This is a genomic window from Staphylococcus sp. SUC_1.2 (assembly GCF_026222585.1).
In genome coordinates, this window is record NZ_JANJPM010000004.1 from 55450 (window position 1) to 82364 (window position 26915).

Genomic DNA, 26915 nt, shown 5'->3' on the forward strand with positions numbered 1-26915 from the left:
GACAGAACGCTCGAGTTCTGTCCCTTTTAATATGTTAACTTTACTTACTATGGATGTTTAAATAATTTTAAAAGCAATGAAATAATAATACAAACTATCGCAATAATTGCGAAAGTAATCAAGAAAATTAAATCCGTTTGAGTGAATTTCACACTGATATCTGACCAACTTTTAAAAGAACTATTATAAAGCGCATTGACCACTACAACCGCTAATAAAGCAATGACTGATAACCACCCTAAAGTAGTAAAGAAATTTTTTGCACTTGGAAATCTCAAATCATTTTGCATTATCTATCCCTCCTTTACTTCGAATTCATATATTATGTAGATTTACTATGTATATACACTAAACTTCATATATATAAACCTAAAAAGATAAAGAGATACTAAATTATTCATTTTTCACCATGCGAGTAGTCTTAAAAATGATGAATGGTACCTGATTTAATCGTTGTATCCACTTGTATATGGTCGTCTACAATTACGATATCTGCATCTTTTCCTATGCTTAAGCTTCCTTTTTGCTTATCAATATTAAGTGCAATGGCTTGATTTAAACTTGCCACTCGCCATAAGTGGTCTAAACTATCATGCGTAAATTGAATTAAATTATGCAGTCCTTCATTCATTTTTAAAATACTGCCTGCAAGTGCGCCATTTTCTAAACGTGCTTCTTTCCCTTTAACAATCACATTTTGTCCACCTAAATCATACTCACCATCTTTCATACCTTTGGCACGCATGGCATCTGTAATTAAATACATGTGAGTAGGTCCTTTTTGCTTATATGCAATATCTATAGCAGCAGGATGTGAATGAATCCCATCACCAATAATTTCAGTGTTTAAACTTTGATTGGTCCATGCGGCACCAAACACACCTGGATTACGATGCTCAAAAGGTGTTGCAGCGTTGTAAAGATGCGTTACATGTTTCGCACCTCGTTCTACCGCTTCATTTGCTTCTTCAAATGTGGCGACAGTATGTCCCATTGAAAAGATGATATCATCACGCAATTCATTTAACGTCTCATGAGCACCTTTAACTTCTGGGGCAAAAGTAATGATTTTAATTAATCCTTTCGCTACCTCTTGAAAATGTCGAATTTTTTCAACAGTAGGACGTTGTACATATTTAGGGTTTTGTGCCCCTACTTTGTGTTCAGAAATAAATGGTCCTTCTAAATGTACGCCACCGATTTCAGCCGCTTCACCTAACGTTTGATTTTCATAACAAGCGACAATATTGTTTAATGCTTTTTCAATATTCTCATCAGATTGCGTCATCGTTGTTGCTAAAAATGTTGTTGTCCCTTCAGACAATAATTGTTTAGCTAAATGATTTAAGCCGTCATACGATGCATCCATCGCATCTTCTCCATAGCCACCATGAATATGAATATCGATAAAACCTGGTAACACATGCTTTCCTGCTACATCTATTTGATTTAAATGACCTTTATAATCACCTTTTTGAATATCACTAATTTTGCCATTTTCTACGACAAGATACCCTTTTTCAATAACTTGTGCTTCCGTATAAATTCTTCCATTTGTAATGACATATTGAGACATGATACCCCTTCTTTTCTATAAAATTTCTTATCATTTCAAAGATATTATATCATTTCATATTGTCATCATTAGGCTATTTCTTCTTTTGGAAAAAATTTTCAAATTTAATGTTAACTTTCTTTAAAATAATATATAAACGATTAAAATGAATTTTGAAAATATTCATAATTATATGTATAATCAAAACAACTAATTTATAAAGGGATGACTTAATTGATTCATGAATGACAAACGTAAAAGAAATAACAGACTGGTTTATATCATTTCAGTGTCTATTATTATTATTATCACTGCAATTGCTGGTATATTTCCTAAGACATTTGGTACACATGCTCAAACGATGTACGATTTTATTTCAAATACTTTTGGTTGGCTTTTCTTACTTATTATATTTATTTTAGATATTTTTCTAATTTCTTTAGCTGCTTCTAGATATGGTCGGTTCAAATTAGGAGACGATAATGAAGAACCTGAATTTTCTTTCATGTCATGGCTTGGTATGTTATTCTCTGCTGGCTTAGGTGTTGGTATTGTCTTTTGGGGTGTAGCTGAACCACTCACACACTATCTTCATTCTCCTTTCCCAGGAAAAGTGCCAGATCAATCTCCTGAATCCGCAAGACTTGCTATGGGTTATACCTTTTTTCATTGGGGAATCTCACAATGGTCTATTTTTGCAATGGCTGGGCTTATCGTCGCATATTTTCAATTCCGTAAGAAACGTGATGGTTTAATTTCTACTGCAATGGAACCTGTCTTCGGTGAAGCCTACAAACGTCCTTTTCGAAATATCATTGATATCTTAGCAATTATTGCTACCGTAATGGGGATAGCAACATCAATTGGACTTGGTATTATGCAAATTAGTGGTGGATTAAATCATGTCTTCCATGTACCAAATAACAATATCACTAAAATTTCTATTACAGTATTAATGATGATTATTTTCATTGGATCTGGTATTACAGGTCTAGGACGAGGTGTGAAATGGCTTAGTAACCTTAATATTATATTAGGCGCTTTATTACTTGTCTTTATGCTTATCTTCGGGGATTTAAAATTTATCTTTGAATCTTACACACTTGCTATCGGAGACTACATAAGACACTTTGTCGAATATAGTTTACGTATTGATCCGTATACAAATAACAATGCTTGGATTCAACAATGGACTGTCTTCTATTGGGCATGGGTTATTTCTTGGTCACCATTTATTGGAGGTTTCGTTGCACGTGTATCACGCGGTCGCACCATTCGAGAATTTATTATGTGTGTGCTTATAGTACCTCCACTCATTTCATTCGTTTGGATTTGTGGCTTCGGTGGTATGGCTGTCAAATTTGCTATGGGTGGCGATAAAATTGCTAGTCTTGTAGATAAAGATTATACGGTTGCTTTATTTGAATTATTATCAAAATTTCCATTATCTGATATTACAAGCGGTCTTGCCATTTTGTTAATCTTTTTATTCATTGTCACAAGTGCTGACTCAACAACGCATATTGTTGCTGGAATGGCTACTGGAGGCAGTGAGAATCCAAAAATAAAACACAAAGTCATTTGGGGCTTATTAATTGGTGCGATTTCAGTCGCAATGACCATTGCAGGTGGACTAACAAGTCTACAAACAGCCTCTGTTGTAACTGGCTTACCATTTTCGATTATTTTATTATTAATGACGATATCTATTATGCGTGCGTTACGACGAGAACATACAAAGCATTTCCAAATGTCATATGTTAATGATGATAAAGATTACTCTATTCCACTCGAAAAACGCGAAAAAGATAGTAAAACCCTAAATAATGATCATTCGGAAAAATCTTAAACATACATTTATATGTATTTAATTGACTCATTACTATGTAGTATTAAATTCTAATAACAAAAATAAAAACGTTCTCCCTATTTTTTAGTGAGAACGTTTCTTTTATCTATATATCATTACCCGTCTATCTCAAATCCCATATCTTCAATCATTTGGTAATCAAGCTCATTAGGTTGTCCGCCTGTTACTAAATAATCGCCTACAAAGATAGAATTGGCTGCTTGAAGTGCAGTTGCTTGAAGTGAACGTAAATTGACTTCACGACCACCCGCAATTCGAATTTCTTTAGTAGGATTAATCAATCGAAACAGAGCTAAGATACGTAGACACTTTGTTGGAGATAACAAGTCTAACCCACCAAACTTGGTACCTTTAATCGGATGTAAGAAGTTTACTGGAATACTGTCTGCATCAATCTCTTTTAACGCAAATGCCATATCGATAATATCTTCATCTGTTTCTCCCATGCCACAAATCACACCAGAACATGGTGAAATATTATGTTCTTTCATAATTTCAACCGTATTCACTCTATCTTCATATGTATGTGTTGAAACAACTTCCTCATGGTAACGTTCACTTGTATTTAAATTATGGTTATAACGATCAACACCGGCTTCTTTTAACTGTGTTGCTTGTTCATCATCAACCAAACCTAAACACGCACAAATTTTAAGTTGTGGATGAATAGCTTTAATATCTTCTACCGTATCACAAATATGATTTACTTCTTTATTCGAAGGACCACGACCACTCATTACAATACAATACGTTCCAATTTTATGGTCTGTCGCGACTTGTGCCCCTGCTTTAATTTGTTCTTGATCTACCAAAGCATAACGCTGTTTTTCTTTCATTTTGACAGATTGACCACAGTAACCACAATCTTCCGGACATATGCCACTTTTCGCGTTTAAAATCATATTCAGTTTTACTTTTTTACCGTAATAATGTTTTCTTACTATATAGGCTTCATTTAATAATTCAAACGTATCAATCGTCTCGTCTTGAAATAGACTTAGACACTCTTCTTTAGTTAACTCTTCCCCATTCAATACACGTTCTGCTAGATTTAATGTCATGATGTTGTCACTCCTATCTTTTAAAGTACCTAATGCATATGATTGTCTAAATTGTAAACTTTTTATATTTATAAGTTTACATTAATTCTAAAATAAAGCAATAGTTCTTAAAATTAAGAGTGACAGGTGTCTAACTTCAGGCAACCCGTATTATAATCTATCTCTTTCTCTTTATTTTAAAAATAAAAAACTTGAGCTGTTGCATGCAACAAACAAGCAATAGGCTCAAGTTCTTATCTTATTAATAATTATATAGGGTTGTTGTATATAATAACCATGAGGGATGATGACGATTTTAAAGTCATCCGCATTCAAGACTATGGTGTAATACGTGTACCAATTTTACCTTCTAGCGCATCATTTAAACCTGATAAAGAAGTAATCAATACACTACCTTTGGGATTCTTTTCAATAAATTGAAGAGCTGCTTCTACTTTTGGCAACATACTGCCTTTCGCAAATTGATTATCGGCAATATATCCTTTCATATCATCGACTGTGACGTCACCTAGTCCTTTTTGATTGTCTTTTCCGTAATTAATATAAACATAATCAACGGCTGTTAAAATAATTAATTGATCCGATTGTAAATGAGCTGCAAGTAATGCACTTGTCTTATCTTTATCAATGACTGCATCGACACCTTGATAACGATCTTGTTCCTTAACAACTGGGATACCGCCACCACCCGCTGCAATCACAAGCGTGCCATGTTTAATGAGTGTTTCAATACTATCAAGTTCAACAATATTAATAGGTTGAGGAGAGGGCACAACGCGACGGTACCCACGTCCTGCATCCTCCATAAAAGTATATCCTTTTTCTTCTTTTGTTTTTTCAGCTTGTTCTTTAGTATAGAATAGTCCAATTGGTTTTGTTGGTGATTGAAACGCTGGATCATCGTTTGCTACTTCGACTTGTGTTACGAGTGTTACAACTTCTTTCTTGATACCTAAAGTATGGAGTTCGTTAAGTAAACTTTCTTGCATTTGATAACCGATATACGCCTGACTCATTGCGCCACATTCAGGGAATGGAAAAGGCGGGCCTTGTTCATGTTCTGCTGCATAATTTAATCCTAAATTAATACTTCCCACTTGTGGTCCATTCCCATGACTAATGACAACTTCATATCCTTTTTTTATTAAACCAACTAATGATTTAGCTGTTCCTTTTACAAGCTCTAATTGTTCTTTCGGTGATTCCCCTAAAGCATTGCCACCTAATGCTACCACGATTTTAGACATCCATAGGTCCCCCTTTTTCTCTATTCGCCTAAAGTTGCCACCATTACTGCTTTAATCGTATGTGCTCTGTTTTCGGCTTCTTGAAAGACAACAGAACGATCACTTTCGAAGACCTCATCTGTGACTTCCATTTCATTCAAACCATATTTTTCTTTAATTTGTTTACCAATTTTTGTTTCTGCATTATGGAAAGCAGGTAAACAGTGTTCAAAAATGGTATGTGGATTGCCTGTTTTTTCTATTAATTCTTTTGTTACGCGATAAGGTTCTAATAATTTAATACGTTCTTCCCAAGTATCGTCAGGTTCACCCATCGACACCCATACATCTGTAGCAATCACATCAGATCCTTTCACCCCTTGATCAATATTGTCAGTCACTAAAATAGTACCGCCGTTTTTATCAGCCAATGATTGACATGTTTTTAGTAACTCATCTTTAGGTCTTAACTCTTTCGGACATACAAGATGGAATGTCATTCCCATAATCGCTGCGCCTTGCATCAATGCATTTGCCATATTATTGCGTCCATCACCAATATATGTGAAATGAATGTCTTCATAAGGTTTTTTTAATACTTCTTTTGCAGTTAAAAAATCAGCAAGCACTTGTGTTGGATGATCTTCATTCGTTAAACCATTCCAAACCGGCACACCCGCATATTCTGCAATTTCTTCAATAGTACGTTGAGAAAAACCGCGATATTCGATACCGTCATACATCCCACCTAAAACACGAGCCGTATCTTTAGCCGTTTCTTTCACTCCCATTTGTGTACCTGTAGGCCCAAGATACGTCACATGAGCACCTTGATCATAAGCTGCCGTTTCAAACGCACAACGTGTGCGTGTAGAATTTTTTTCGAAAATTAAAGCGATATTTTTACCTTTAAGTCTTTGTTGTTCGATGCCTGAATATTTTGCACGTTTTAAATCTTCAGAGAGATTAAGTAAGAATTCCATTTCTTTTTTTGAAAAATCAAGTAATGTTAAAAAATTTCTATTTCTTAAATTTTGCATCTTAGCCCACTCCTTTGTCAGAGGTTTAGTATTGAAAATTCAATACACATCATGTGTATTAACGTTACAATATGTGTAACTTTTTATTATATTATTACACAAAAAATATGAGATAGAAAATTTAAAACGTACAACAAAAAAACTTCTTTGCCATATTTCGACAAAGAAGTCACTCATATTTATGCTGTTTTAACTTTTCTTTTTGCTTCACGATCTATCATATCTTGTTTTGTAACAATTGGATATTTTTTGAATGCAAGAGAACCAAGGAAGCCTGCTAAACCACCTACAATGGCCATTATAACACCATAGATAATCACTTTCATTGGACTATTAAAACCAAACATCACTAAGAATCCTGCAATGGGTGTTGCTGTACCTGTTGCGTCATTGATCATACCAGATAAAGCGATAATTAAACCTGCAACAGCTCCTCCAAAGAAGTTTGTCACATACACTGGTATCGGATTCGCAGAGACAATATCAGCTTGAGATAACGGTTCAATACTTACTGAAATTGTTGATTTACGATCGCCTAATTTTAAACGATGGAACAGCGTACCATTCATAAATGCCGAACTAAATGCAGCCATAGCACCAATGGCCATTGGCACGCCAGTTAAACCAAGTAAGGCGGTTAAAGCCATTGAACTTAACGGCGCTGTACCTACAACAGTAATAATGCCTCCAAGAATAATCCCCATAATAATTGGATTTGTGTCCGTACTACTTTTAATAATGTCACCAATTTTTAGTAATGTATTATTCACTACTGGCGTTAAACCCGTCGCAATTAAACGTGCAAGTGGTGCAAGAAGAACGATTGAACCAATAAGATCCACGCCATCTGGAACATATTTTTCTGTATATTTCATAAGATAACCTACAATATAACCAGCAAAGAAGCCTGGAAGTAAGTCTAAACCACCACAAGCAGCTCCAATAACTAATGCATATACAGGTGAAACACCAATAGCTAAGGCTGTTAACCCAGCAGCAGCAACACCACCAAGACCTCCCGCAGCGTCACCTAGTTGTTCTAAAAATTTAATACCAAATACTTCTCCACCTACATATTTGTTAAAAGCTTCTACTAAAAATGTCGCAATGGCTGCATTAGCTAAAGCTCCCATCGCACGCATACCACTAGGTGCTTTATATGTAAATAACGTAAAAATCACTAAGACTAAAACTAAAAACAACGTACCAATTAATAAATCCATAATCTACTGTCATCCCCTTATATTTAATTTAGATGTGAGGTATGGCTTCAAATCAAACAATATCTCACTACTTACTTTCTTCCTTAGTAGACAGTTTACTAAAAAACGAAATATATTTCACGGAATTTTTTAATTTTTTAAATTAAATTGAAAATTCCGTTTATTTTTTACTTAATTACTTCAAAATATATCTATCTTATACATTATGAAATGATCGACAAAATGATATAAATATACAAATGAAATAATCTGTAGTTATAACTTATCTTGAATATATTTATTAAGTCACTCACTTCCTTTTAAATATGTGATATGACGTGTTAAGCACATTCTGTGTGTGATTTTAACTATTACATTTGTCATAATAACAATCGATTATAACTGCTCTTTTATTATGCAAAAAGCTGAGACGATCAAACGTCTCAGCTGTATGACATCTATATTATTGTTCTATTAATGAAAAGTTTATTAATTTATTCCATTAACATAACTTTTGATAATCATAAATGATAATAAATATTATTTATTGTTAACTTAAACTTAGAAAAGGAGATGGCAAAAGTAGATAAAAAGACTTTTAAAATAACATTAGTTGGAGTTTTGATTTTATTGTATTTTTTATTTTCATTAAGCGACAATTATAGTATCACCTTACTTTGTTTATCAGCTATTATTTTAGGTACAATTATTCATTTTTTAGTAGAATTTATTGGTAATTATCTATATAAAAATAAAAAGTAGATTATATATTCATGTCTAGAAAAGCCCTTTTGTATCTTTATTCTGTTAATAAAATAAACAACAAATGTCCTAAAATAACTAAGATAATAGTCATTAAAATAATACTGATTGTTGCTATTATTTTTATTGTTCTTCTACTAAAGTCAGTATTAGTATAAATCGAAAAATAGAACATTACCAAGTATCCAACGAACATGCCATACATAGATAATAAAAAATTCCATTCAATATCCATATATCCTCCACGCATTAAAGCATACGTTCCTATAATTATAAAAAATAAAATAAGTTGGTATATAAAAGTTATCATTTATCTATTAGCCTCCTACATTAGTATTATATTTTTAGATTGGTAGCAATCTTTAGATAATGTTCTGAACTAATAGCGGAGATTGGCAACCTAAAGAACAATTAAAAAAGTTATAATACAATAATACTGGAGATGTGATGACATGAGTACAAATAAAAAAATATATTTTCTTTGTTTCATATTATCTTTTATTATTTATATATTTTTACCTACCAACTTTTTTATTACTCGTTTATTCGTTATTTTTCCTTTATTATTCTTAGGTGCATTTTTATTTTCTTCGAACAAAAAAAGTTAGCTACAAGTGTAGTTAACTTTTTTACTATCTCTCAATCTTAAAGAAAGGATAAAAATGGATAATAATTAGTTTTATAGTGACGGAACTTCTGATAATTATCACTTATGTTAACTGCTTATTTAATAATATTAATTGAAATGCTCCAATCAATATTAGAATACATCTATATCTCTATTTTCTTTTAATTAAGTGCTCTTTTTAAAATTATCATAAACGCTGATATAACAATACTTATAGTTAATATTGAATAAGAATTTATCGATACTATAACCTCTAATATTGCATACTATTTACAATTGTTACAAGACCACTTTAAATTGTCTGAATACTATTATTTTAGTTGATTTCATAGGCTTCAGTCGACGTCAATGCTATAAATAGGATTGATTTTTTTATCCAAATCCTATTTTTCCTATTACTTTTTAACCTGTTTATTATTCTATAAATCTCTCTAAATGCTCTAAAAAAGTATCTTAAAATTTCAAATAGTGGTTAGCTATATTTTTTACTTTATAACAGAACCAGAATAAGCATATATATTTAGGGTATATATAAGTAATAGACATCTAAATAATAAGTAATAGGAGGCTGGTGTAGATGTTCAAAAATATATTATTACCCTATGATTTCGAAAATGATTTTAGTGCTATCCCTGACTATTTAGAAAAAGTCACCGATGAAGATTCAGTTGTTGTAATTTATCACGTTGTAACAGAAAATGATCTTGCAATTAGTATAAAGTATTATAATAAGCATAAAGAAGATATTATTAGAGAAAAAGAAAAAAAACTCACTCCATTTTTACGTGAATTAGAAAAAAGAGGTATTCAATATAAAATAGATGTAGATTTTGGGCATATTAAAGATACAATCTTAGAAAAAATTACTTCTGGAGATATAAATAATGGTGAATTTGATTTAGTAATTATGAGTAATCATAGAGTCGATTTGAATATTAAACATGTTTTAGGAGATGTTACACATAAGATTGCTAAAAGAAGTTCTGTCCCAGTACTAATTGTTAAATAAACATAAGAAGTAAGAAATTTATTAATTCAAAAAGCCTAAATACTTTCTCACAAATCGAGAGAGTATTTAGGCTTTTTTATTTTTTTAATTTTGGTTTGTGATTTTTTAGATTATTTTTTGATTAGTCGTTCTAAAAAAGATTAGACACGCATTTATGCCGAGAAAATTTATTGAAGTTGAGAAGAACTCTTAACTAAACTTGTAGACGAATGTCGGCATAGCATGAGCTATTAAGTCGACCATTCGACAAGTTTTGGGGATTGTTAAGGGTTCCGAGGCTCAACGTCAATAAAGCAATTGGAATAAAGCGATATTAAATTTTTTAATCACTACAGTCGCATTTTAAGTTTCCGTTTTCATCTATAAACGATTCTTTATTTTTTTCTTCGTAAATTACTGGCAAACCTTGTATATTCGTAATCATTCGCATTAACTTCCCATCTTCATTGATGGTTGCTAAACTTCCACATTTATCACATTCGAAATAATTGTTACCGTCAAAAATTCGGTTAAATTGACTCATAATTATCTCCTTTGTCTTTGTTTTGAAACGAGTTGAAAACGAGTTTCTTCTTGTCTTGATGATTAGGTGCTATCTTCTCGGCTAATTCCATTCCAAGTTGATTACATTGTGCTGGTGTTACTTCGCCAGACTTAAATGACTGGATAACCACATGACCTTCGTTGCCACCCGTTTTTCCATACAGTTCACGTGTCGCTTTGAAACTTCCCTTGGCATAGTCTATGTCACAATTTAAGCCACTTTTTTCTTCAGCCCGTTTTTCAGCGTAATTAATAGCCCGTGACGTTGATTTCGTTGAACTTATTTTAGCTGTGGCCATTTATATCACGTTCTTTCATTTCTTTATAAGATGTATAGCATTTAATAACATCTATAAAGGCTAAAAGTAAAAAAAAGATACTTGCCCAAAATTGATGTGCATAAAAAATAAAATAGCTAATCATAATTAAACAGACAATAAATAAAATTAGACTTAAAATCATATTTATTTTAGGACTTTCCATATTTCATCCAACCTTCTACGTAATTCTTCGATATTATATTCTAATGCTTCATAATTCGGCGCCTCATATTGATGTTAGTTACAATATTTAGCAATTTGATTAGCATTTGATCCTAGCTTGCTTAAATCCTTAGCTATCGATTGTCGCGTTTCTTTATCAAATTTTGGTGCGACCAATCGACTTCCCTGTGCCTTTTTCTTAACGAAAGCAGGCACACTCATATTTAAAGTTTCCGCAGATTGTTGTAACTTTAAATATTCGCCTTCGTTCACTCGAAAACTAATTTGTTTACGCTCCTTACGGTTAGGTTTACGGTTTTTCTTAACAGCATCGTCGCTAGCCACAAATGTGCCTCGTTCACTCATTCATTCCCACCACGCTTTCTTCGAAAGTTATTACTTTAATAACCTAAGCATATAAAATATGTAAAGGTTATTAAAGTAATATAGTGGTTTGGCAAGCACTGGCTTTGCTAGCCACATACGTGGTAGCGTCGCCGGCTTGTTGGGGAATATCCCCAAGCCCCTTAAGATTTTTTCTGCGAAAAAATAAGTGGCTAGATATTAGCCACTTATTTTATATAATAATATTTCTAAATTCAATTTACTCTTTATCAGATTTTGTTATTTTAGCATTATTATCTTCTAGTAGTTTTTTAAATACTGAATCGGCTCTCCCTACGAAAGAGAATTTTTGAGGAAAAGACATTTCTATTATAATTTTATCTCCTGGCTTAATTTTATCTCCTGTATCAGTATAGTTAAAATTTTTCATAATAATTCCTCCTATTATATTTAAAAATAACTAAACAAATTATAATTAATATAAAATAATATATTAAACAGACTAATATTGAAAGTAATATTGTATTATCAGAACTATTGTATTTTGAAAAAATAAACTGTGATAAATCAATATTATAAATATAGTACTTTTATTAATATTAATGACTTTAAGGAATTACCAAAGAAAATAAAAATGTTGAAAGGATGACTTTAAATTGAATAAGTTCTTTTCGCTAATGATACTAATAATTCCAATTTTTATGATATTGCTTTTTTTAATTAATGATATAGAAAAATCTTTGTTGATAACTTTAGTAATCTTAATAATTACAATAGCTCTGCTTTTTTTTATAAAGAGGAAAGACAATAAATGATATATTATACAAACTTACTACCTATAATCATCGATTATGTTAATTACTGTCAGATATTAGTTGAATAAACTCCAGGAGATATACATAACTATATATAATGGAGATATTATTTTTAGTTATATTTAGCATATTTAAATAATGTTAATTTATCTGATAAAATAGCCTCACCATACTTTTCAAACCCTAAAGATTCATAGAAGTGGTAATTTCTACAATTTTTATGAGGAGTATAAACGGTCTATTTATTTTTATTAGTAAATTTTTCGAAAATCATTTTCATAGTTAATTTACTAATTCCATTATTCTGTTCATTTTGAGAAATGAAAATTTTATATAAATGTTGACTATTATGTTTTCTTTAATTTCAAATGCGCCAACTATATTTTCTTCTGAAAAAATCGTAGAGTGTTGATTTGTGGTTATATCGTGTTGTAAGTCTTCCAAAGTTTCACAATATGGACTCGTTAAATACAATAACCCAACCATAATAGAAATTTTTGGTTTTCATCTATTATTCACCTCTAAAATAAAACTCAATCCGTGAAAGGATTAAGTTAGACAGACTATTTTACAATAACAACGGGAATTTCTGAACGTTTTGCTACTTTGTGACTGACGCTACCTAACACCATTTCTTGCAAACTATTTAATCCACGTGTTCCTAAAACAATAGCTTGAAATTCTCCACTATTGGCAACTGAAACAACTGTGTCCGCAGGAACACCATGTGCAATTTTCATTTCATATTTTACATTATGCTCTACAAATAACTCAGTGATATGAGAGAGTTTGTCTTCTCTTTCATTCGTCAAACTGGAACTTTGTTTACCATGTAAAACATCTGTTTTCGATTCCTCAACATCTACAACTGTAAGAATAGTAACAATCGTATTATCATCTATAAAATTTAAAACCTCTTTTGCTGAACGCAAACTATTTTCTGATCCATCTGCTGCTAATAAAATTGATTTATACATAAATAACGCTCCTTTAGTTTAAATGATTTTCATTTAGTTGGCTTAACTCTGAAACAACTTTATGACTATCTGAATTTAATTTTTCTATACGAACAATATTATTTTTTTCTTCGAATTTTCGTACTATCGTGTCAATTGCATCTACTGCAGAATCATCCCATAAGTGTGCATTATTGAAGTTTAATTCTATGGTACTATTTTCAATCTCAAAGTTTATTTGCTCCATCATAGAATCAATAGAAACAAAAAAGATTTGTCCTTTAAAAGATAATCGGTTTATTTTACCGAACTCTTCAGAAATAACTTCTACTTTTGAAATTTTAGTAGCAAAGAATAAAGCACTGAAAACAACGCCTGCAACAACACCTAAAGCTAAATTATGCGTCATTAAAACAATAATCACTGTAATAAGCATAACGACTGCATCCGTTTTTGGTGCTTTCTTAATATATTTAAAGGAATTCCAATCAAATGTACCAATAGAAACCATAACCATAATACCTGCTAAAATTGGCATTGGAACTTGAACTACAAGTCCTCCAAGTACAATAATCATAAATATAAGTACAATACCCGCTGTAAATGTAGACAATCTACTGTTTGCACCTGATTTAACATTGATGACGGATTGACCAATCATGGCACAACCTCCCATGCCACCGAATAATCCGGTAATCATGTTAGCGATACCTTGACCACAGGACTCTCTATTTTTACTACTATAAGTGTCTGTAGCATCGTCTACAATTTTAGCTGTAAGTAAGCTCTCAACTAAACCTACAATAGCCATAGATAAAGAGTAAGGGAAAATAATTTGAAGAGTTTCTAAATTAAAGGGAACATTAGGGATTAAAAAGTGAGGGAAAGCTTGTTTGATATTACCTAAATCTCCCACAGTTCTAACGTCAGAACCTGTATACATATAAAGGGCAGTCAATACGATAATAGCTATTAATGGTGCAGGTATAGCTTTAAAAAATCTTGGAATTATATATACGATGAGTAACGTTACAATTACATATATATAAGTTGAAATTGATATCCCAAAGATATGTTCTATTTGAGACATAAAAATCATGATTCCTAGAGCATTCACAAAACCTATCATGACAGAACGAGGTATAAATTTCATTAGACGACCTACTTTAAGAAGTCCTAAAATTAATTGAATTAACCCCATCAGTATAGTAGCAGCTAGAAGATACTCTACACCGTAATCTTTCACAAGTGGCACAATTAATAAGGCAATAGCCCCTGTTGCACCTGATATCATCGCCGCTCTACCACCTACAATAGCAGTGACGACAGCAATAATGAACGAAGTATATAAACCAACCATAGGATCTACACCAGCAATGATGGAGAATGCGATAGCTTCAGGGATTAAAGCTAAGGCAACTACAATACCTGCAAGTATATTTTTGCCTGGCTGGTTAAGCCATTCATTTTTTAATTTTTCAACCATAACTTACTCTCCTTTTTATTTAATTATATTGTAAAGTATATCAGAAAAGTTTCATATGTATACCCCTTAATGAAACTTTGTGTTAAACTTTAGCTACAGGGTGGTGCAATTAAATGAAATACGGTTATATTAGACCCGTTACAATAAACGACGATTTAAATGAACAAAAAAAGAAAATAGAAACTCATACAAATGAAATTGTTGAAGAAATTCATGCTAATAATAAGAAGAGGAATATATTAGATGTTCTTTTAAATGAAAAATTAGTTCCTGGAGATATGTTATACGTTACGGATTTATGTATTCTTGCAGATTCTACGAAACATTTAGTAGATATATTAGATTATCTTTCTCAGGAGGATATATCTTTATATGTTATTAATTTAAATCGTTACATTTATAAAGACATCAAAGGTGAATTTATAGAGATATTACATGATATCACAGACTTTCAAAGTGATATTGTTAAATTTAGAACTCGTGTAGGATTAGAGAATTATTCAAAAGATGGAAAAACTTTAGGAAGACCAAAGCGAGATGATAAAAATCTTAGAGATGCTATTGAAATGTATATGAGCAAAAAATACACTTTAGATGAGATAAAAGAACAGACAAACATAAGTAGGGCAACTTTGTATCGTCATCTAGATAAATAAGAGGTGATGAACGTTGTTACAAGATATAGTCTATAAAGTATTGTTATCGATTCGAGAAGAAAATAGCGTAGATTTTAAAACGTTGGATGTGAGTGAAAAACCTTTTCTATTAGCACTTGAGAGCGTAGCAGGGGAAGATTTAGCACAAAAAATTTCTAAATTTCAAATAACTATACATAAAAGGCTTTTTGTTTTATAAAATTAATGTTCTGTTCTTTCCCTTTTGATTCTATAAATTGTTTGACGTGTAATACCCACGTCTTTGGCTATCTTACTAATAGATTCTCCTTTATTTAGTAGCTCAATAACACGATGGTAAACAATTCTCTTGTGAGGATTTTTAGCATTAGGTGAATATAGTAAAGGGCGTCCTTTATACACACCTTTTTCTTTCGCAATTTTAATCCCTTGCGCTTGTCTACGTTTACTTTCATTTCGTTCTTGTTCTGAAACCATTGCTAATATTTGAATGATTAAGTCTTTCATAAATTTATCTAATAATGGATTGCCAATGACTTCGTTCATCATAGGTAAGCTAGTAATCATCAATTGAACTTCTTTGTCTTTTAAATAATTAACGGTATGAATCACTTCATCGTAATTACGACCTAAACGATCAATAGATTCTACTATAAACCGATCCCCCATTCTTACAAAGTTAAGTGCTTCTTGAAGTATTGGTCTATTTTCAATAGATTTCCCAGATTGTTTTTCTATAAATATTTTTTCAGCACCAAACGTCTTTAAATTTTCGAGTTGTCTTTCTAAATTTTGTTCGATTGATGATACTCTCGCATAACCAACAATCATTGATTTTCACCTCACAATTAATTATACACCCTAATCATACGTTTTAGTTACTATAAATTCAATAACTACATATGTATGATTAGGGTGTACCTTTATCAGTCCATTTTTTTGGTTCTGTTGCAAAGTCAGAAAAAATATAACTAATTATCATTTTAACATGGTAGTATTCCCTTAACTGGCCAACATGTGATTAATTTCGTAGCACGGCGAAAATCCGTAAATCTGAAGAGACCTACGGTTCTTTTTATATAGACCATAAATACATTCAATACCTTTGAGTGTATTCTTTTCCGTATTGACGCTTTGATATCTCGTCTTTCTCACTTTAATATGACGGTGATCCTGCTCAATGAGGTTATTCAGATATTTCGATGTACAATGACAGTCGGGATTAAGTTTAAAAGCTTTAATTACTTTAGCCATTGCTACCTTCGTTGAAGGTGCCTGATCTGTAATTACCTTTTGAGGTTTACCAAATTGTTTAATGAGACGTTTGATAAACGCATATGCTGAATGATTATCTCGTTGCTTACGCAACCAAATATCTAATGTATGTCCCTCTGCATCAATGGCACGATATAAATAGCTCCATTTTCCTTTTATTTTGATGTATGTCTCATCAATACGCCATTTATAATAAGCTTTTTTATGCTTTTTCTTCCAAATTTGATACAAAATTGGGGCATATTCTTGAACCCAACGGTAGACCGTTGAATGATGAACGTTTACACCACGTTCCCTTAATATTTCAGATATATCACGATAACTCAATGCATATCTTAGATAGTAGCCAACGGCTACAGTGATAACATCTTTATTAAATTGTTTATATCTGAAATAGTTCATACAGAAGACTCCTTTTTGTTAAAATTATACTATAAATTCAACTTTGCAACAGAACCGTATAAATCATCAAATAAGTCTTTTTTAGCCTGTTTATCGCTCATATTGAATACTTCGTGTACATTAAGTCCTTTTTCTTCTAATCGCTTTAAAATCACGCCGAAAACGAATGTGTTCATATATCATCACTCCATAATTTTTTAATATTCACATGAACACTAAAACACCGACGTGTCGGTGTTTAATTATGTTTTCTTTAAACCAAAGATAATGTGGAAAAAGCAGATGAGGAAGCTTTTAGTATTATTGCTTTCTGGAACTGGGAACGTAGGAATTAATTTTATTAAAAAATAGTTCAATAATCGGGCCATTTTGCTGTACAATAAATTGCCGTCTGCTACTAATATTAAAAACACTTTTTTGGGATACTAATACCCCCCTATGGTATAATTGTAAAACGAGAAAGAAGGAAAGGATTGACAAATTGTATGGTTATGGGTCATATGATGGGCGAAATGGGGTTCATTGGCATGATTTTTTGGATTATCATTCTTGGCTTGTTATTTTATGGTGTATATATATTAATTGCAAAAGCTTCAGAAAAACCAAAAGGTGTAAGATCAGATGATTCTTTACAAATTTTAAAGGAAAGGCTGGCCCAAGGTGAAATTAATGAAGATGAATATGAAAAATTAAAGAAAGTGTTAAAAAAAGATTAGGGATACTTTGAATGAAAGGGGAAATAAGCGATGAAAAAGAAGTTACCTTTAGTGCTGTCGTTTGTACTAGCTGGTTTAATCGTCATTGGACAAACTGGTTTTACCCAAGGTTCTGATTATGACCAGAGAATGGATAATATGATGAATGAATGCATGAACTTCATGCAGTCCTTTGATGATAACAACGAAAATAAGTAGTAAAGTATATAAAAACACAATAACTACAAGGCACTGAACCCTTAAAATGGGAACTTAATAAAAACACTATGTTCTAGGCTGCTAATTCTCTGTATTTTACAGGGGATAAGTAGCCTAGTTTTTGTTTAATTTGTTGTTCCATCATCATTTGTTGCATTTGCTCCATATTCATTTCGGGCATGTTCATTTCAGAACGCCCCATGTAGTAATAAGGGTAAAGTTAATGTATACGCCAAAATTTATTGCACATTATCTAGTTGACTTATTAAAAATGGGTCTTCGGAATATATAGTGGAATTAGCATTTTGATAATTCGAAAAAAATAGTGGTTAAATCGGATTGTTTGGTGGAATGCTAAGGAAAAATAATAATACCACAAAATTATAAATCAAACACGGGTGATTACGGGTAGGTAGTCAAACAAGAGGGAATTATATTTTATCTTATTAAGGCGTTATAATGTACTGATAAAAAGATGCTCATATATGAACTTCAGGTTCTTGACACAAAAACTATTACACTATATAATGTAATTGTGAAATGGAGGAGGAAATAATGTCTGAAAACTGGTGTACACCAAAACCAAAACTAACGGAACGTCCCTTATTAGATACAGAGAACGCTGAAAGTTTAAGTGAGACCTTTAAAATACTTTCTAATGGGACACGGCTTAGAATACTGCATACCTTGCTTCGAACTCCAAATGCATCTGTTAGCGAGGTGGCAGAACAGCTTGAAATGAAACCTCAAGCCATTTCTAACCAACTTCAACGATTGGTTGATAAAGGCATCGTTCGCAGTATTCGTGAAGCCAATTTTATTCGGTACCGAATTGTTGATAATTGCGTCGTTAGTCTATTAGATCGTGGTTGGTGTTTAACCGAAGATTTACCTAAATAATAAGGAGGAGTTTAGTATGGAAAAATGTGCGAGACCGAACTGTAATTGTGTTCTTGGGGAAACAAAAGTAGAAGAAGCAGGAAAAGTTTACTGTAGTCAAGAATGTGTAGACAACTGTACTGATGAAGTTTGCGAGTGCAAAGATTGTAGCTGTGCAACTGCATAATTTAATAATTGTAAGGTTATCCCGTGTAACTATGGGATAACCCTTTTTATTGTAGGATAGTGAATGATAGGCTTTTTGTTTTCAATCATATAAATGCTTTATGAGATTGATGTTAGTAAAATAATTAGCAATGATAATTTCAATATCAAATCTATATTTAATACTATAACACCACAGAGTAGTAAAGGATGAACAATATGTCAGACTTATTATTACTACCAGATCTTAAAACAATAGAACCACCACAAGAAAATGAATCCGACATGATGTTTAAAGTGGAAGCAACTTTTCCACCATAAAATCCGAATACCCTCAAAAAGATAATATATTTAATATCTCCAATTTTGTTCTTCAACTTCATAAATCTTTTATAATGTTTAAGATAGGCATTCCCTCTAGTGAAATAGTATCTTTATTAAAGATCACTCACTAGTTAGTAATCAATAAACTATTTTGCATTCCTATACTAACCAGTGTTATAATCTAGATAACGAAAATGATTAACAATGAATGCACCAATCCCCACACTATTGCAGTAGTGTGGGGATTTTTTCGATGCTGGCTTATAAAGTCGCCTATTAATTATTTGTTGCGTTTACTAAGCCAATAAGTGTAATACGCAACAGCACAGCCACTGATGACTTGTGCTATGATGTGAACGAAAATGATTAGCAAAGTAATGCACCTCCTCTCTTCGTCAATTGACGCCTGAGAGATAGGCGACTCCATTATTATACCATCTGTATCTTTTGAAGCATATCTACTTCCGATAAGTCATTTTATGTCTAAATACACATCAAAAACTAACAATAAAAACCTTGATTTTAGTAAAATATAAGTACCTTCAAATTTTTTAAATTATTCAAGCTAATATATAAGTGCCTATCCCTATTTAAAAAAACGTTATTTCTATATAGTATCAAGACAAGAAGAAACTCGTTTCCACTCGTTTCAAAAATCAAAGTTTTTCGTCATGCAAATTTATAAAATATATATAATTATCAGTCCATTCCCCAAACTCATATATAAAACCTTTTCTAGTACATTCAAATTCAAAGCCTAACTTTTCTAATAATTTAAATGACGGCTCATTATCCAAATTTACGTGCGCTTCAAGTCTATGAAACCCTAATTCTTTATTAGCAATATCCAAAATTTTTAACATTGATTCAAAAGCATAACCATTATTCCAAAACTGATTATGTATATAAAAACCACACTCACCCCATTGAAAATTCTCCCTTTCAATAGTTACTATGTCTATCATTCCTAAATGTTTACCTTTTTTATCAAAAATAGAAAAAATATAAATCTCATCATTCTCAAATAATTCTCTATGCTTTTTTACTAAATTATTGAACCATTTTTTATCTTTATCAGATAAATTTATTCTACCTTTATCGTGTCTATATTGTGATTTTTTTCTCTCAGAAAAACCTAAAAACCAAGAGTCATAATCCGAAAAATTTAGTGGTCTTATACTCAAACGATCAGTATTAAAATTACAATTTTCAAAATCCAATTAATCCCCTCCATTTTTTCTAACTGCAATTTATTTTGCTTTATTCCAATTGCTTTATTGACGTTGAGCCTCGGATCCCAAAACTTGTCGAATCGTCGGATTAATAGCTCACGCTATGCCGACATTCGTCTACAAGTTTAGTTAAGGGTTCTTCTCAACTTCAATAAATTTTCTTGGCATAAATACGTAGTCTAATCAAAGAAATTCATTAAAGTCATGATAAAAGTTAATAAACAAGCAATTAGTATGACTAACTTACCTTTTTCTGTCTTTTCATTTCCTTTTCTGTATTCTCTCATTACAAATAACCAAGAAAGAATAACTAAAATTCCTAGAATAATACTTATAACTTTCATAAATTTAGTCGCTCCTTTTTTAAGTAAACTTTATCGTAAAAGTTATTAAATTTTAAAATACTCTTATTTGCATAATCTAACGACCTCGTCGAGTATTTTGACATTTCTTTAATCGTTACTTAATGATGTGGTGCAATTTTCTCGGATAATTCTATTACATGTGAATTACCTTCTGTTGTGTTACTTCCCCTAGATTAAATAACTGGTAACTACGTATTCTTCGTTGTCACTCATTTTTTCGTATAGTTCCCGTGTTGCTTTTAAATCCTTTTTAGCGTTTTTGCTCACTCTTAATGTTGATTTAGTTTAACTGATTTTAGTTGTTGCCACTATTATCATCTCGTTTATTCGGTTTAGTTAAAATATCAGTTAAAATGCCCCATAATGCGAAAACTAATACAAATAAAAGAGAATATCTATGATTAATATAATCTGTTGTGAAAGAAAGAACCGCATAAGTAATTACAAATATAAATAAGAGTAAAAAAGAAATAATTCTTATCTTAGCCTTTGCCATATGTCATCCAGCCTTTCTCGTAATTTATGGATATTATATTCTAATGCTTTATAATTCGGTACTTCATATTGATGTTGGTTACAATATTTAGCGATTTGATTTGCGTTTGCCCCCAACATACTTAAATATTTGGCAATAGATTATCGCGTTTTTTTATCAAATTTTGGTACGACCAATCGACTACCTTGTGCTTTTTCTTTACGAAAGCAGGCACACTCATATTTAAAGTTTCCGCAAATTGTTGTAACTTTAAATATTCGTCTTCTCTCACTCGAAAGCTAATTTGTTTAGGCTCCTTACGGTTAGGTTTTCAGTTTTCCTAACAGTATCGTCGCTAGACACAAATGTGTCTCGTTCATTCATTCCCACCACGCTTTCTTCGAAAGTTATTACTTAACGTAATCTAAGCATATAAAACATGCAAAGGTTATTTAAGTAATATAGTGGTTTGGAGTACTGAGTTTGCTAGCCACTATTATTGATATATATAATCATATAAGTTTTTTATTAACAAAAGTAAAGTAACAATTATAAATAATAATTTCACATATGAAACACCTTTTTTTACTGCGAAAGAACTACCAATATAACTTCCAACGATCATAGACAAAGCCATACTGAAACCTAATAAATAATCTACTTTATTTAATAATATAAATAAAAGTAAAGCGCCAATATTACTTCCAAAATTTAAAACTTTAGCATTTCCTGCAGCTTTTAAAAAGTCTAATCCTAAGATTAATAAAATAAATATGAAGAAGCTACCTGTTCCGCCTCCTAAAAAACCGTCATAGAAGCCAATTAATATTAATAAGAAAAAAACAATAAACAATTTTAATTTAGAGGTTTCACTTATTAATGTATTACCATTCCATTTTTTTTTGAAGAGTGTATAAATTAATACTATAAAAAGCATTATAATCGCTAAAGGCTTAAAATATTGAGCTGGAATTATAGTTGCAATATAAGCTCCAATAATAGAAGCAAGAAAAACAAAAGGGAATATTTTTGCCATCAATTTAAGATTTACTTTTTTTGCTCTAATAAAGGATATAGCGGCTGTAAGAGATCCGAAAGAACTCGCTAGTTTATTCGTACCTAAAGCAGTTGCGGGTGGTAACCCCACAGCCATTAAAGCAGGAATAGATATAAGTCCCCCGCCACCTACTACGGCATCTATAAACGATGCTAAAAATCCAAAAAAGCTAATTACTAAGGTCGTCATTAAATCCATATAAAGTCCTCCTAGAATATTAAGAGTATATCACAAAAAATTAATGAATATTCAAAAAAATCAGGTAAGTGTTATAATATAAAATTACACTAAAAGTAGGAGGTTTAATATGGTTAACTCAGCAGAGGGAAAACAAAAATTCATTTTCACATTAAAAGATAGAGAGAAAAAAGATGAAAATATATTCATACCATTGGTGAATATATTAAAAGAAAAGTAAGATGCAAAATAGATACAATTTAACTACCTATAATATTTAATTATGTTAACTGTAAACAAAGGCTAAAACGTTATTAAATCAACGTTTTAGCCTTTTACTTATGATTATTGTTTATTCATCTTTTATATATCATTATTCTGACACATTTTCATTGTTTTATATTTTGATTTTTATGTAGGTTATACGTGTATACAATATATACACTGGATACATGGTATATATTGTATATATTCGATACTTTGTATATTTTGGTTTGAAAGCTCATGTATTCGTCAAATATAACTGAAATAAAAGTAAAGAAAACAGATTTTTTACTTCTCTTTCATCTTAGTAAAATATATGTTACGTATAAATTAGCTTAAAAATTTTATTTGAACGATTACACTCGCTATTCCAGTACTATAAAAATAATATAAATTGCATTATTCCAATTGCTTTATTGACGTTGTACCTCCGAACCCTTAATAAACCCAAAACTTGTAGACGAATGGTCGGCTTAATAGCTCACGCTATGCCGACATTCGTCTACAAGTTTAGTTAAGGGTTCTTCTCAACTTCAATAAATTTTCTCGGCATAAAAGTCGCTAATATCCTTATTTGCAATTTCTTCAATTTTTTCTACAATTTTTAAATCCAAATTCTCTTTACTTTCAATAGATTCTTTAGCAAAACTGCTTAATTCTTCATGATGTCCAACCATTACTGTATAAAGTGCATTTTCAAACATAGATATATCATTTGAATCATTACCAAAAGCTATATAATCACCTTTATCTATTCCTAACATTTTAAGTGCAGCCCATTTATGTATACCTTTAGGACTTATATCAAGTACATTCTCATTTCTATGATTATTTACATATACATCTAATTCACTTAATTTTTTACTCAATAATTCATTATTATTCGATGTCAAAATCAAAACTTTCACAACAGATTTTAAAGAATCTAAATCAACTAGATTAGCCGAATTTAAGGGATCTAAATTTTTTAATATGGAATGGTTTTGAGGGCCAGTATATGCATAATCCCAATCCCCATCAATTAAATAAGTAGCATCAAATTCGTTGATTAATTTCTTAATCTTTTTCATTTCTGATAACGAAAAAGAAACAGATTTTATAATTTTTCCGTTACTTAAAATAAGCGAACCATTACCGCCTATCATTGTATAATTATGAAATTCCTTGCTTATAACGGGAAGCATATCTCTAATTGGTCTCGCAGATGCAAAAATAACTTGATGACCACTATTCGTAAGACTTTCTAAAGAATTAAGAATTTTATCTGATACTGGTTCTCCCTTAAAACAAATAGTCCCATCTAAATCAAACACAAATTTCACATTTAACTCCTCCACTATTTGGATTAGTTTTATTATATTATTCCTTATCAATTATGACAAAAACTTTATTAGCAAATTATATCTACGAAAAATCTTTAACTAAGATTTAAGCTACTAGTTTTTTGCTAGTAGCTTTTTTTATTTTATATATCCAAAGGCGTACTTAAACACCTAAAAGGTATGTTCTAAAATCAAATTTACGTGTAATAATCCAATATATCTATTTTGTATTTTAAGAGGATATTTAGACCACGCCGAAAACGAATGTGTTCATGTATCATCACTCCATAAATTTTTAATATTCACATGAACACTAAAAAAAGCCGATCCATCGACTTTTTATTTTTGGTTTAATTTATTTCTATATTATTTTCACTATCGCTCGGACGTATAATTGTCAAAACACCTTCTATCATACCTATCACACCTGGTATTCCAGTCCAACAAAATAATAAATAAAGAAGAGCCTTTTTATTTTTCTTAACATAAAACTTATGAGCCCCGAAACCTCCTAGAAAAAATGCTAATGCCGAGTAAACATATTTATTAACTTGCATGATTTCCACTCCTTTAATTAATTGATTTAGAGATACATTAAATAATTTAGTGATTTCTAAAATTGTTTTTAAATCTGGATTACTTACTTCTCTTTCCCAATTAGAAATAGAATGTCTCGATACGTCTAACTTTTCTGCTAATTTTTCTTGAGACATATTTTTACTTTTTCTTAACTTTTGTATTTGATGACCAATTTTTGTTTCCAAATTATTTTTGCTCCCTAACTTTAAGATATATTTAATCTCATTTTTTTCTATCGAAATTTATGAACATTAGTATTTATTATGCTGAAATATGTGAACAACCCCATAATATCAACCTTTTCTATAATTATACACGTTTTTAAATACATTGTGATAATACATAAAACGTACCTTATTTCAGACCGCACACTATTATGTACTTTACACTATTATATTTTTTATAATAGTATATAATATAGAGGTGTAGAATTTCATGAATATACAATTCAAAAAAGATTCTTTAGAATTATTAATTTTATTAATTATAAGAAAAAGCGATCAATACGGTTACTCTTTAATTCAACTTATAAAAAAGAAAGTTGAAATATCAGAAGGAACTATTTATCCATTATTAAGAAAAATGGTTAAGGAGGGTTATTTTGAATGTTACTATCAACCATCTAATGAAGGGCCTGCACGTAAGTATTATAGGATTACATCAAGTGGAATTATTCATTTAAATAATTTAATAGAAGAATGGAAAACATTCACTCAAGCAATAGATTCCTTTATGAAAGAGAGTGATTTTCATGAGTAAAGACGAATATATTAAGATTTTGAAAAAAAACATAAAAAGACTTGATAAAACTGAAAAAAATGATGTTTTAAACGAATATGAGACACATTTCCTTAATGGATATAAAGATAATAAGAGTGACGATGAAATTTCTAATAATTTGGGAAATCCTTTTTTTATAGCAAAAGAAATTAACGCATTAAATGATATAGAAAGAGTTGAAAATGAAAAAGGTATTAAAAATTTTATACACGCTATATTCTCAGTTATGGGGCTAAGTATAGTGAATTTTATAATAATATTATCTAGCATTTTCATTTTTTTCTTATTATTACCAATTATATTAGCTTGTATTATAGCTATTCCGGTAATGTTATTTTCTCCAATAATATTAATAATATTAAGTTTTACAAATGGTTTTTCTGTATTTAACTTAGAAAATATTTTTGAGGTGATTAAAGGTATTATGTTAGGTCTGTTTTTAGCCATATTAGGATATTTTATTGTTAAAATTTTCTTCAAATTAATTATTTCTTTTTTAAAGTGGAACATAAGTATTGTGAGAAGAGAGAATATAGTATGAAAAAAAGATATTTATCTATAATTTTATCACTAATTGTCATACTTACAGGGTGCTCTAATAAAGATTCAACCTCTGAAAGTAATGAAAACAGTAGAGAAAAGGATTTATCAAAACTTCCTATAAAAGTTTTTGATAAAAATGTTGTAGGCTCTAAAATATCGGAGAAAGAGATGAAAAGGGATATTAAACTATATTTAGACACAGATGCTGTGTTATCTAAAAAAAAGGAGTATTATGAAAATAAAATTAATGAAAATAAACAATTAAATCAAAGTGAAACTGAAAAATTTAAAAAATTTACTTATATGACTAAAAAAAATGCCTTTAAAATTAGCAAATATATTTCTACGTCAAATCGTTATGATAGTAGTTTAGATTCTGTTATAGATGGGGGTATAGATGGAAAACTTTCAAATAAAGATGTAGAAAAATTACAAAAAGATAATACTATAGTAAATGGCAAGGAACAAGAGAAAATAGAAGAATTTTTAAAAGATAAAAATATTAACACATATAACTTTAAATAGAATGATTTCTAACACAATAGTG

General features: G+C 30.7%; 32 protein-coding genes and 4 pseudogenes. 11 read left to right on the forward strand and 25 right to left on the reverse strand.

From position 1 onward, the window contains the following. Nucleotides 1-47: 47 nt before the first annotated feature. Complete coding sequence (locus NR218_RS02430) at nucleotides 48-290, reverse strand: hypothetical protein (RefSeq protein ID WP_002449323.1); 243 nt, start codon at nucleotides 288-290, stop codon at nucleotides 48-50. A 131-nt stretch (nucleotides 291-421) separates the two neighbouring features. Further along, nucleotides 422-1576 carry an N-acetylglucosamine-6-phosphate deacetylase gene (gene nagA / locus NR218_RS02435; protein ID WP_131566184.1) on the reverse strand — a complete coding sequence of 385 codons (1155 nt, stop codon included), beginning with the start codon at nucleotides 1574-1576 and terminating at the stop codon, nucleotides 422-424. Between the two features lie 220 nt (nucleotides 1577-1796). Here nagA and NR218_RS02440 point away from each other — a divergent pair, with 220 nt between their 5' ends. Continuing rightward, nucleotides 1797-3404 (forward strand): BCCT family transporter, encoded by a 1608-nt coding sequence (locus tag NR218_RS02440; RefSeq protein ID WP_131566187.1) that lies wholly within the window; start codon nucleotides 1797-1799, stop codon nucleotides 3402-3404. Nucleotides 3405-3520: 116 nt separating this feature from the next. On the opposite strand, the gene bioB is transcribed toward NR218_RS02440, so the two are convergent. The 4 genes from bioB to NR218_RS02460 form a co-directional block, all read right to left on the reverse strand. Beyond that, nucleotides 3521-4486 (reverse strand): biotin synthase BioB, encoded by a 966-nt coding sequence (bioB, locus tag NR218_RS02445; RefSeq protein ID WP_002449522.1) that lies wholly within the window; start codon nucleotides 4484-4486, stop codon nucleotides 3521-3523. A gap of 317 nt (nucleotides 4487-4803) precedes the next feature. Then, nucleotides 4804-5733, reverse strand: a complete 930-nt coding sequence (gene arcC, locus NR218_RS02450; RefSeq protein WP_002449469.1) for a carbamate kinase — start codon at nucleotides 5731-5733, stop codon at nucleotides 4804-4806. Nucleotides 5734-5753: 20 nt separating this feature from the next. Continuing rightward, nucleotides 5754-6752, reverse strand: a complete 999-nt coding sequence (argF, locus tag NR218_RS02455; RefSeq protein ID WP_119633058.1) for an ornithine carbamoyltransferase — start codon at nucleotides 6750-6752, stop codon at nucleotides 5754-5756. 179 nt (nucleotides 6753-6931) lie between these two features. Then, a complete protein-coding gene (locus NR218_RS02460) occupies nucleotides 6932-7933 on the reverse strand; it encodes a PTS sugar transporter subunit IIC (RefSeq protein WP_232501188.1) in 1002 nt (333 codons plus the stop codon). Between NR218_RS02460 and NR218_RS02465 the strand changes: the two are divergent. Then, nucleotides 7893-7976: pseudogene (locus tag NR218_RS02465) on the forward strand (hypothetical protein); the annotation flags it as partial. The gene NR218_RS02460 and the pseudogene NR218_RS02465 overlap by 41 nt on opposite strands. Before the next feature lie 777 nt (nucleotides 7977-8753). On the opposite strand, the gene NR218_RS02470 reads toward NR218_RS02465, so the two are convergent. Beyond that, the gene (locus tag NR218_RS02470; RefSeq protein ID WP_017175582.1) at nucleotides 8754-9026 is read right to left on the reverse strand and encodes a hypothetical protein; all 273 of its coding nucleotides are present in this window, start codon (nucleotides 9024-9026) and stop codon (nucleotides 8754-8756) included. An 895-nt stretch (nucleotides 9027-9921) separates the two neighbouring features. On the opposite strand from NR218_RS02470, the gene NR218_RS02475 reads away from it, so the two are divergent. Further along, nucleotides 9922-10353 (forward strand): universal stress protein, encoded by a 432-nt coding sequence (locus NR218_RS02475; RefSeq protein ID WP_017175581.1) that lies wholly within the window; start codon nucleotides 9922-9924, stop codon nucleotides 10351-10353. A 322-nt stretch (nucleotides 10354-10675) separates the two neighbouring features. Here NR218_RS02475 and NR218_RS02480 read toward each other — a convergent pair whose 3' ends face one another. The 6 genes and pseudogenes from NR218_RS02480 to NR218_RS02505 form a co-directional block, all read right to left on the reverse strand. Next, entirely contained in the window at nucleotides 10676-10876 is a 201-nt protein-coding gene (locus NR218_RS02480) for a hypothetical protein (RefSeq protein WP_265848314.1), read from the reverse strand. Between the two features lie 55 nt (nucleotides 10877-10931). After that, a pseudogene (locus NR218_RS02485) lies at nucleotides 10932-11195 on the reverse strand (relaxase/mobilization nuclease domain-containing protein); the annotation flags it as partial. 165 nt (nucleotides 11196-11360) lie between these two features. After that, nucleotides 11361-11744: pseudogene (locus tag NR218_RS02490) on the reverse strand (plasmid mobilization protein). Between the two features lie 238 nt (nucleotides 11745-11982). After that, the gene (locus NR218_RS02495; RefSeq protein ID WP_153298853.1) at nucleotides 11983-12153 is read right to left on the reverse strand and encodes a hypothetical protein; all 171 of its coding nucleotides are present in this window, start codon (nucleotides 12151-12153) and stop codon (nucleotides 11983-11985) included. Between the two features lie 948 nt (nucleotides 12154-13101). Then, nucleotides 13102-13515: a universal stress protein gene (locus NR218_RS02500; RefSeq protein WP_000278297.1), complete on the reverse strand. Its 414-nt coding sequence runs from the start codon at nucleotides 13513-13515 to the stop codon at nucleotides 13102-13104. 13 nt (nucleotides 13516-13528) lie between these two features. Further along, the gene (locus NR218_RS02505) at nucleotides 13529-14980 is read right to left on the reverse strand and encodes a SulP family inorganic anion transporter (RefSeq protein WP_000229534.1); all 1452 of its coding nucleotides are present in this window, start codon (nucleotides 14978-14980) and stop codon (nucleotides 13529-13531) included. Nucleotides 14981-15093: 113 nt separating this feature from the next. On the opposite strand from NR218_RS02505, the gene NR218_RS02510 reads away from it, so the two are divergent. Next, complete coding sequence (locus NR218_RS02510; RefSeq protein WP_000873696.1) at nucleotides 15094-15636, forward strand: recombinase family protein; 543 nt, start codon at nucleotides 15094-15096, stop codon at nucleotides 15634-15636. A gap of 13 nt (nucleotides 15637-15649) precedes the next feature. Then, a complete protein-coding gene (locus tag NR218_RS02515; protein ID WP_000938699.1) occupies nucleotides 15650-15835 on the forward strand; it encodes a hypothetical protein in 186 nt (61 codons plus the stop codon). A 2-nt stretch (nucleotides 15836-15837) separates the two neighbouring features. On the opposite strand, the gene NR218_RS02520 is transcribed toward NR218_RS02515, so the two are convergent. The 3 genes from NR218_RS02520 to NR218_RS02530 form a co-directional block, all read right to left on the reverse strand. Then, entirely contained in the window at nucleotides 15838-16446 is a 609-nt protein-coding gene (locus NR218_RS02520) for a recombinase family protein (protein ID WP_000635273.1), read from the reverse strand. Nucleotides 16447-16617: 171 nt separating this feature from the next. Further along, nucleotides 16618-17292, reverse strand: a complete 675-nt coding sequence (locus NR218_RS02525; RefSeq protein WP_265883238.1) for an IS6 family transposase — start codon at nucleotides 17290-17292, stop codon at nucleotides 16618-16620. Nucleotides 17293-17321: 29 nt separating this feature from the next. Then, entirely contained in the window at nucleotides 17322-17468 is a 147-nt protein-coding gene (locus tag NR218_RS02530) for a hypothetical protein (protein ID WP_265883239.1), read from the reverse strand. A gap of 309 nt (nucleotides 17469-17777) precedes the next feature. Between NR218_RS02530 and NR218_RS02535 the strand changes: the two genes are divergently transcribed. Beyond that, nucleotides 17778-18008, forward strand: a complete 231-nt coding sequence (locus NR218_RS02535) for an SHOCT domain-containing protein (protein ID WP_145421935.1) — start codon at nucleotides 17778-17780, stop codon at nucleotides 18006-18008. A gap of 30 nt (nucleotides 18009-18038) precedes the next feature. Continuing rightward, the gene (locus NR218_RS02540) at nucleotides 18039-18206 is read left to right on the forward strand and encodes a hypothetical protein (RefSeq protein ID WP_002469039.1); all 168 of its coding nucleotides are present in this window, start codon (nucleotides 18039-18041) and stop codon (nucleotides 18204-18206) included. A gap of 73 nt (nucleotides 18207-18279) precedes the next feature. Here NR218_RS02540 and NR218_RS02545 read toward each other — a convergent pair whose 3' ends face one another. Next, complete coding sequence (locus NR218_RS02545) at nucleotides 18280-18408, reverse strand: hypothetical protein (protein ID WP_256324335.1); 129 nt, start codon at nucleotides 18406-18408, stop codon at nucleotides 18280-18282. A gap of 353 nt (nucleotides 18409-18761) precedes the next feature. Here NR218_RS02545 and NR218_RS02550 point away from each other — a divergent pair, with 353 nt between their 5' ends. Then, nucleotides 18762-19106, forward strand: a complete 345-nt coding sequence (locus tag NR218_RS02550) for an ArsR/SmtB family transcription factor (RefSeq protein ID WP_024937206.1) — start codon at nucleotides 18762-18764, stop codon at nucleotides 19104-19106. Between the two features lie 748 nt (nucleotides 19107-19854). Here NR218_RS02550 and NR218_RS02560 read toward each other — a convergent pair. From NR218_RS02560 to NR218_RS12705, 8 genes and pseudogenes are all read right to left on the reverse strand, one after another. Then, nucleotides 19855-19947: a type I toxin-antitoxin system Fst family toxin gene (locus tag NR218_RS02560; RefSeq protein WP_107505521.1), complete on the reverse strand. Its 93-nt coding sequence runs from the start codon at nucleotides 19945-19947 to the stop codon at nucleotides 19855-19857. Nucleotides 19948-20230: 283 nt separating this feature from the next. Beyond that, on the reverse strand, nucleotides 20231-20794 hold the full coding sequence (locus tag NR218_RS02565; protein ID WP_103288018.1) for a GNAT family N-acetyltransferase: 564 nt from the start codon (nucleotides 20792-20794) through the stop codon (nucleotides 20231-20233). Between the two features lie 191 nt (nucleotides 20795-20985). Next, complete coding sequence (locus tag NR218_RS02570; protein WP_176746051.1) at nucleotides 20986-21150, reverse strand: hypothetical protein; 165 nt, start codon at nucleotides 21148-21150, stop codon at nucleotides 20986-20988. Nucleotides 21151-21466: 316 nt separating this feature from the next. Then, on the reverse strand, nucleotides 21467-21667 hold the full coding sequence (locus NR218_RS02575) for a mobilization protein (RefSeq protein WP_265848318.1): 201 nt from the start codon (nucleotides 21665-21667) through the stop codon (nucleotides 21467-21469). Next, a pseudogene (locus tag NR218_RS02580) lies at nucleotides 21649-22030 on the reverse strand (plasmid mobilization protein). Before NR218_RS02580 ends, NR218_RS02575 begins: the two are co-directional and overlap by 19 nt. 112 nt (nucleotides 22031-22142) lie before the next feature. Next, on the reverse strand, nucleotides 22143-22901 hold the full coding sequence (locus tag NR218_RS02585; RefSeq protein ID WP_070653589.1) for a TSUP family transporter: 759 nt from the start codon (nucleotides 22899-22901) through the stop codon (nucleotides 22143-22145). A gap of 776 nt (nucleotides 22902-23677) precedes the next feature. Continuing rightward, entirely contained in the window at nucleotides 23678-24466 is a 789-nt protein-coding gene (locus NR218_RS02590) for an HAD-IIB family hydrolase (RefSeq protein ID WP_155975206.1), read from the reverse strand. Between the two features lie 350 nt (nucleotides 24467-24816). Continuing rightward, nucleotides 24817-25230, reverse strand: coding sequence for an NINE protein (locus tag NR218_RS12705; protein WP_265848320.1), 414 nt, complete (start codon nucleotides 25228-25230; stop codon nucleotides 24817-24819). 250 nt (nucleotides 25231-25480) lie between these two features. Between NR218_RS12705 and NR218_RS02600 the strand changes: the two genes are divergently transcribed. From NR218_RS02600 to NR218_RS02610, 3 genes are read left to right on the forward strand one after another with little or no spacing between them, the layout of a single operon-like run. Continuing rightward, nucleotides 25481-25804 carry a PadR family transcriptional regulator gene (locus NR218_RS02600; RefSeq protein WP_053019846.1) on the forward strand — a complete coding sequence of 108 codons (324 nt, stop codon included), beginning with the start codon at nucleotides 25481-25483 and terminating at the stop codon, nucleotides 25802-25804. Continuing rightward, the gene (locus NR218_RS02605; protein ID WP_053019845.1) at nucleotides 25797-26366 is read left to right on the forward strand and encodes an HAAS signaling domain-containing protein; all 570 of its coding nucleotides are present in this window, start codon (nucleotides 25797-25799) and stop codon (nucleotides 26364-26366) included. The genes NR218_RS02600 and NR218_RS02605 overlap by 8 nt, the downstream gene beginning before the upstream one ends. Next, a complete protein-coding gene (locus NR218_RS02610) occupies nucleotides 26363-26893 on the forward strand; it encodes an NDxxF motif lipoprotein (protein WP_265848322.1) in 531 nt (176 codons plus the stop codon). Before NR218_RS02605 ends, NR218_RS02610 begins: the two co-directional genes overlap by 4 nt. Nucleotides 26894-26915 lie beyond the last annotated feature (22 nt).

Bases quoted from the DNA above. Each gene is read 5' to 3' on its own strand.
- NR218_RS02430 (WP_002449323.1), bottom strand. From the start codon at position 290: ATGCAAAATGATTTGAGATTTCCAAGTGCAAAAAATTTCTTTACTACT.
- nagA (WP_131566184.1), bottom strand. From the start codon at position 1,576: ATGTCTCAATATGTCATTACAAATGGAAGAATTTATACGGAAGCACAA.
- NR218_RS02440 (WP_131566187.1), top strand. From the start codon at position 1,797: ATGAATGACAAACGTAAAAGAAATAACAGACTGGTTTATATCATTTCA.
- bioB (WP_002449522.1), bottom strand. From the start codon at position 4,486: ATGACATTAAATCTAGCAGAACGTGTATTGAATGGGGAAGAGTTAACT.
- arcC (WP_002449469.1), bottom strand. From the start codon at position 5,733: ATGTCTAAAATCGTGGTAGCATTAGGTGGCAATGCTTTAGGGGAATCA.
- argF (WP_119633058.1), bottom strand. From the start codon at position 6,752: ATGCAAAATTTAAGAAATAGAAATTTTTTAACATTACTTGATTTTTCA.
- NR218_RS02470 (WP_017175582.1), bottom strand. From the start codon at position 9,026: ATGATAACTTTTATATACCAACTTATTTTATTTTTTATAATTATAGGA.
- NR218_RS02475 (WP_017175581.1), top strand. From the start codon at position 9,922: ATGTTCAAAAATATATTATTACCCTATGATTTCGAAAATGATTTTAGT.
- NR218_RS02480 (WP_265848314.1), bottom strand. From the start codon at position 10,876: ATGAGTCAATTTAACCGAATTTTTGACGGTAACAATTATTTCGAATGT.
- NR218_RS02495 (WP_153298853.1), bottom strand. From the start codon at position 12,153: ATGAAAAATTTTAACTATACTGATACAGGAGATAAAATTAAGCCAGGA.
- NR218_RS02500 (WP_000278297.1), bottom strand. From the start codon at position 13,515: ATGTATAAATCAATTTTATTAGCAGCAGATGGATCAGAAAATAGTTTG.
- NR218_RS02505 (WP_000229534.1), bottom strand. From the start codon at position 14,980: ATGGTTGAAAAATTAAAAAATGAATGGCTTAACCAGCCAGGCAAAAAT.
- NR218_RS02510 (WP_000873696.1), top strand. From the start codon at position 15,094: ATGAAATACGGTTATATTAGACCCGTTACAATAAACGACGATTTAAAT.
- NR218_RS02520 (WP_000635273.1), bottom strand. From the start codon at position 16,446: ATGATTGTTGGTTATGCGAGAGTATCATCAATCGAACAAAATTTAGAA.
- NR218_RS02525 (WP_265883238.1), bottom strand. From the start codon at position 17,292: ATGAACTATTTCAGATATAAACAATTTAATAAAGATGTTATCACTGTA.
- NR218_RS02530 (WP_265883239.1), bottom strand. From the start codon at position 17,468: ATGAACACATTCGTTTTCGGCGTGATTTTAAAGCGATTAGAAGAAAAA.
- NR218_RS02535 (WP_145421935.1), top strand. From the start codon at position 17,778: ATGGTTATGGGTCATATGATGGGCGAAATGGGGTTCATTGGCATGATT.
- NR218_RS02540 (WP_002469039.1), top strand. From the start codon at position 18,039: ATGAAAAAGAAGTTACCTTTAGTGCTGTCGTTTGTACTAGCTGGTTTA.
- NR218_RS02545 (WP_256324335.1), bottom strand. From the start codon at position 18,408: ATGGGGCGTTCTGAAATGAACATGCCCGAAATGAATATGGAGCAAATG.
- NR218_RS02550 (WP_024937206.1), top strand. From the start codon at position 18,762: ATGTCTGAAAACTGGTGTACACCAAAACCAAAACTAACGGAACGTCCC.
- NR218_RS02570 (WP_176746051.1), bottom strand. From the start codon at position 21,150: ATGAAAGTTATAAGTATTATTCTAGGAATTTTAGTTATTCTTTCTTGG.
- NR218_RS02575 (WP_265848318.1), bottom strand. From the start codon at position 21,667: ATGGCAAAGGCTAAGATAAGAATTATTTCTTTTTTACTCTTATTTATA.
- NR218_RS02585 (WP_070653589.1), bottom strand. From the start codon at position 22,901: ATGGATTTAATGACGACCTTAGTAATTAGCTTTTTTGGATTTTTAGCA.
- NR218_RS02600 (WP_053019846.1), top strand. From the start codon at position 25,481: ATGAATATACAATTCAAAAAAGATTCTTTAGAATTATTAATTTTATTA.
- NR218_RS02605 (WP_053019845.1), top strand. From the start codon at position 25,797: ATGAGTAAAGACGAATATATTAAGATTTTGAAAAAAAACATAAAAAGA.
- NR218_RS02610 (WP_265848322.1), top strand. From the start codon at position 26,363: ATGAAAAAAAGATATTTATCTATAATTTTATCACTAATTGTCATACTT.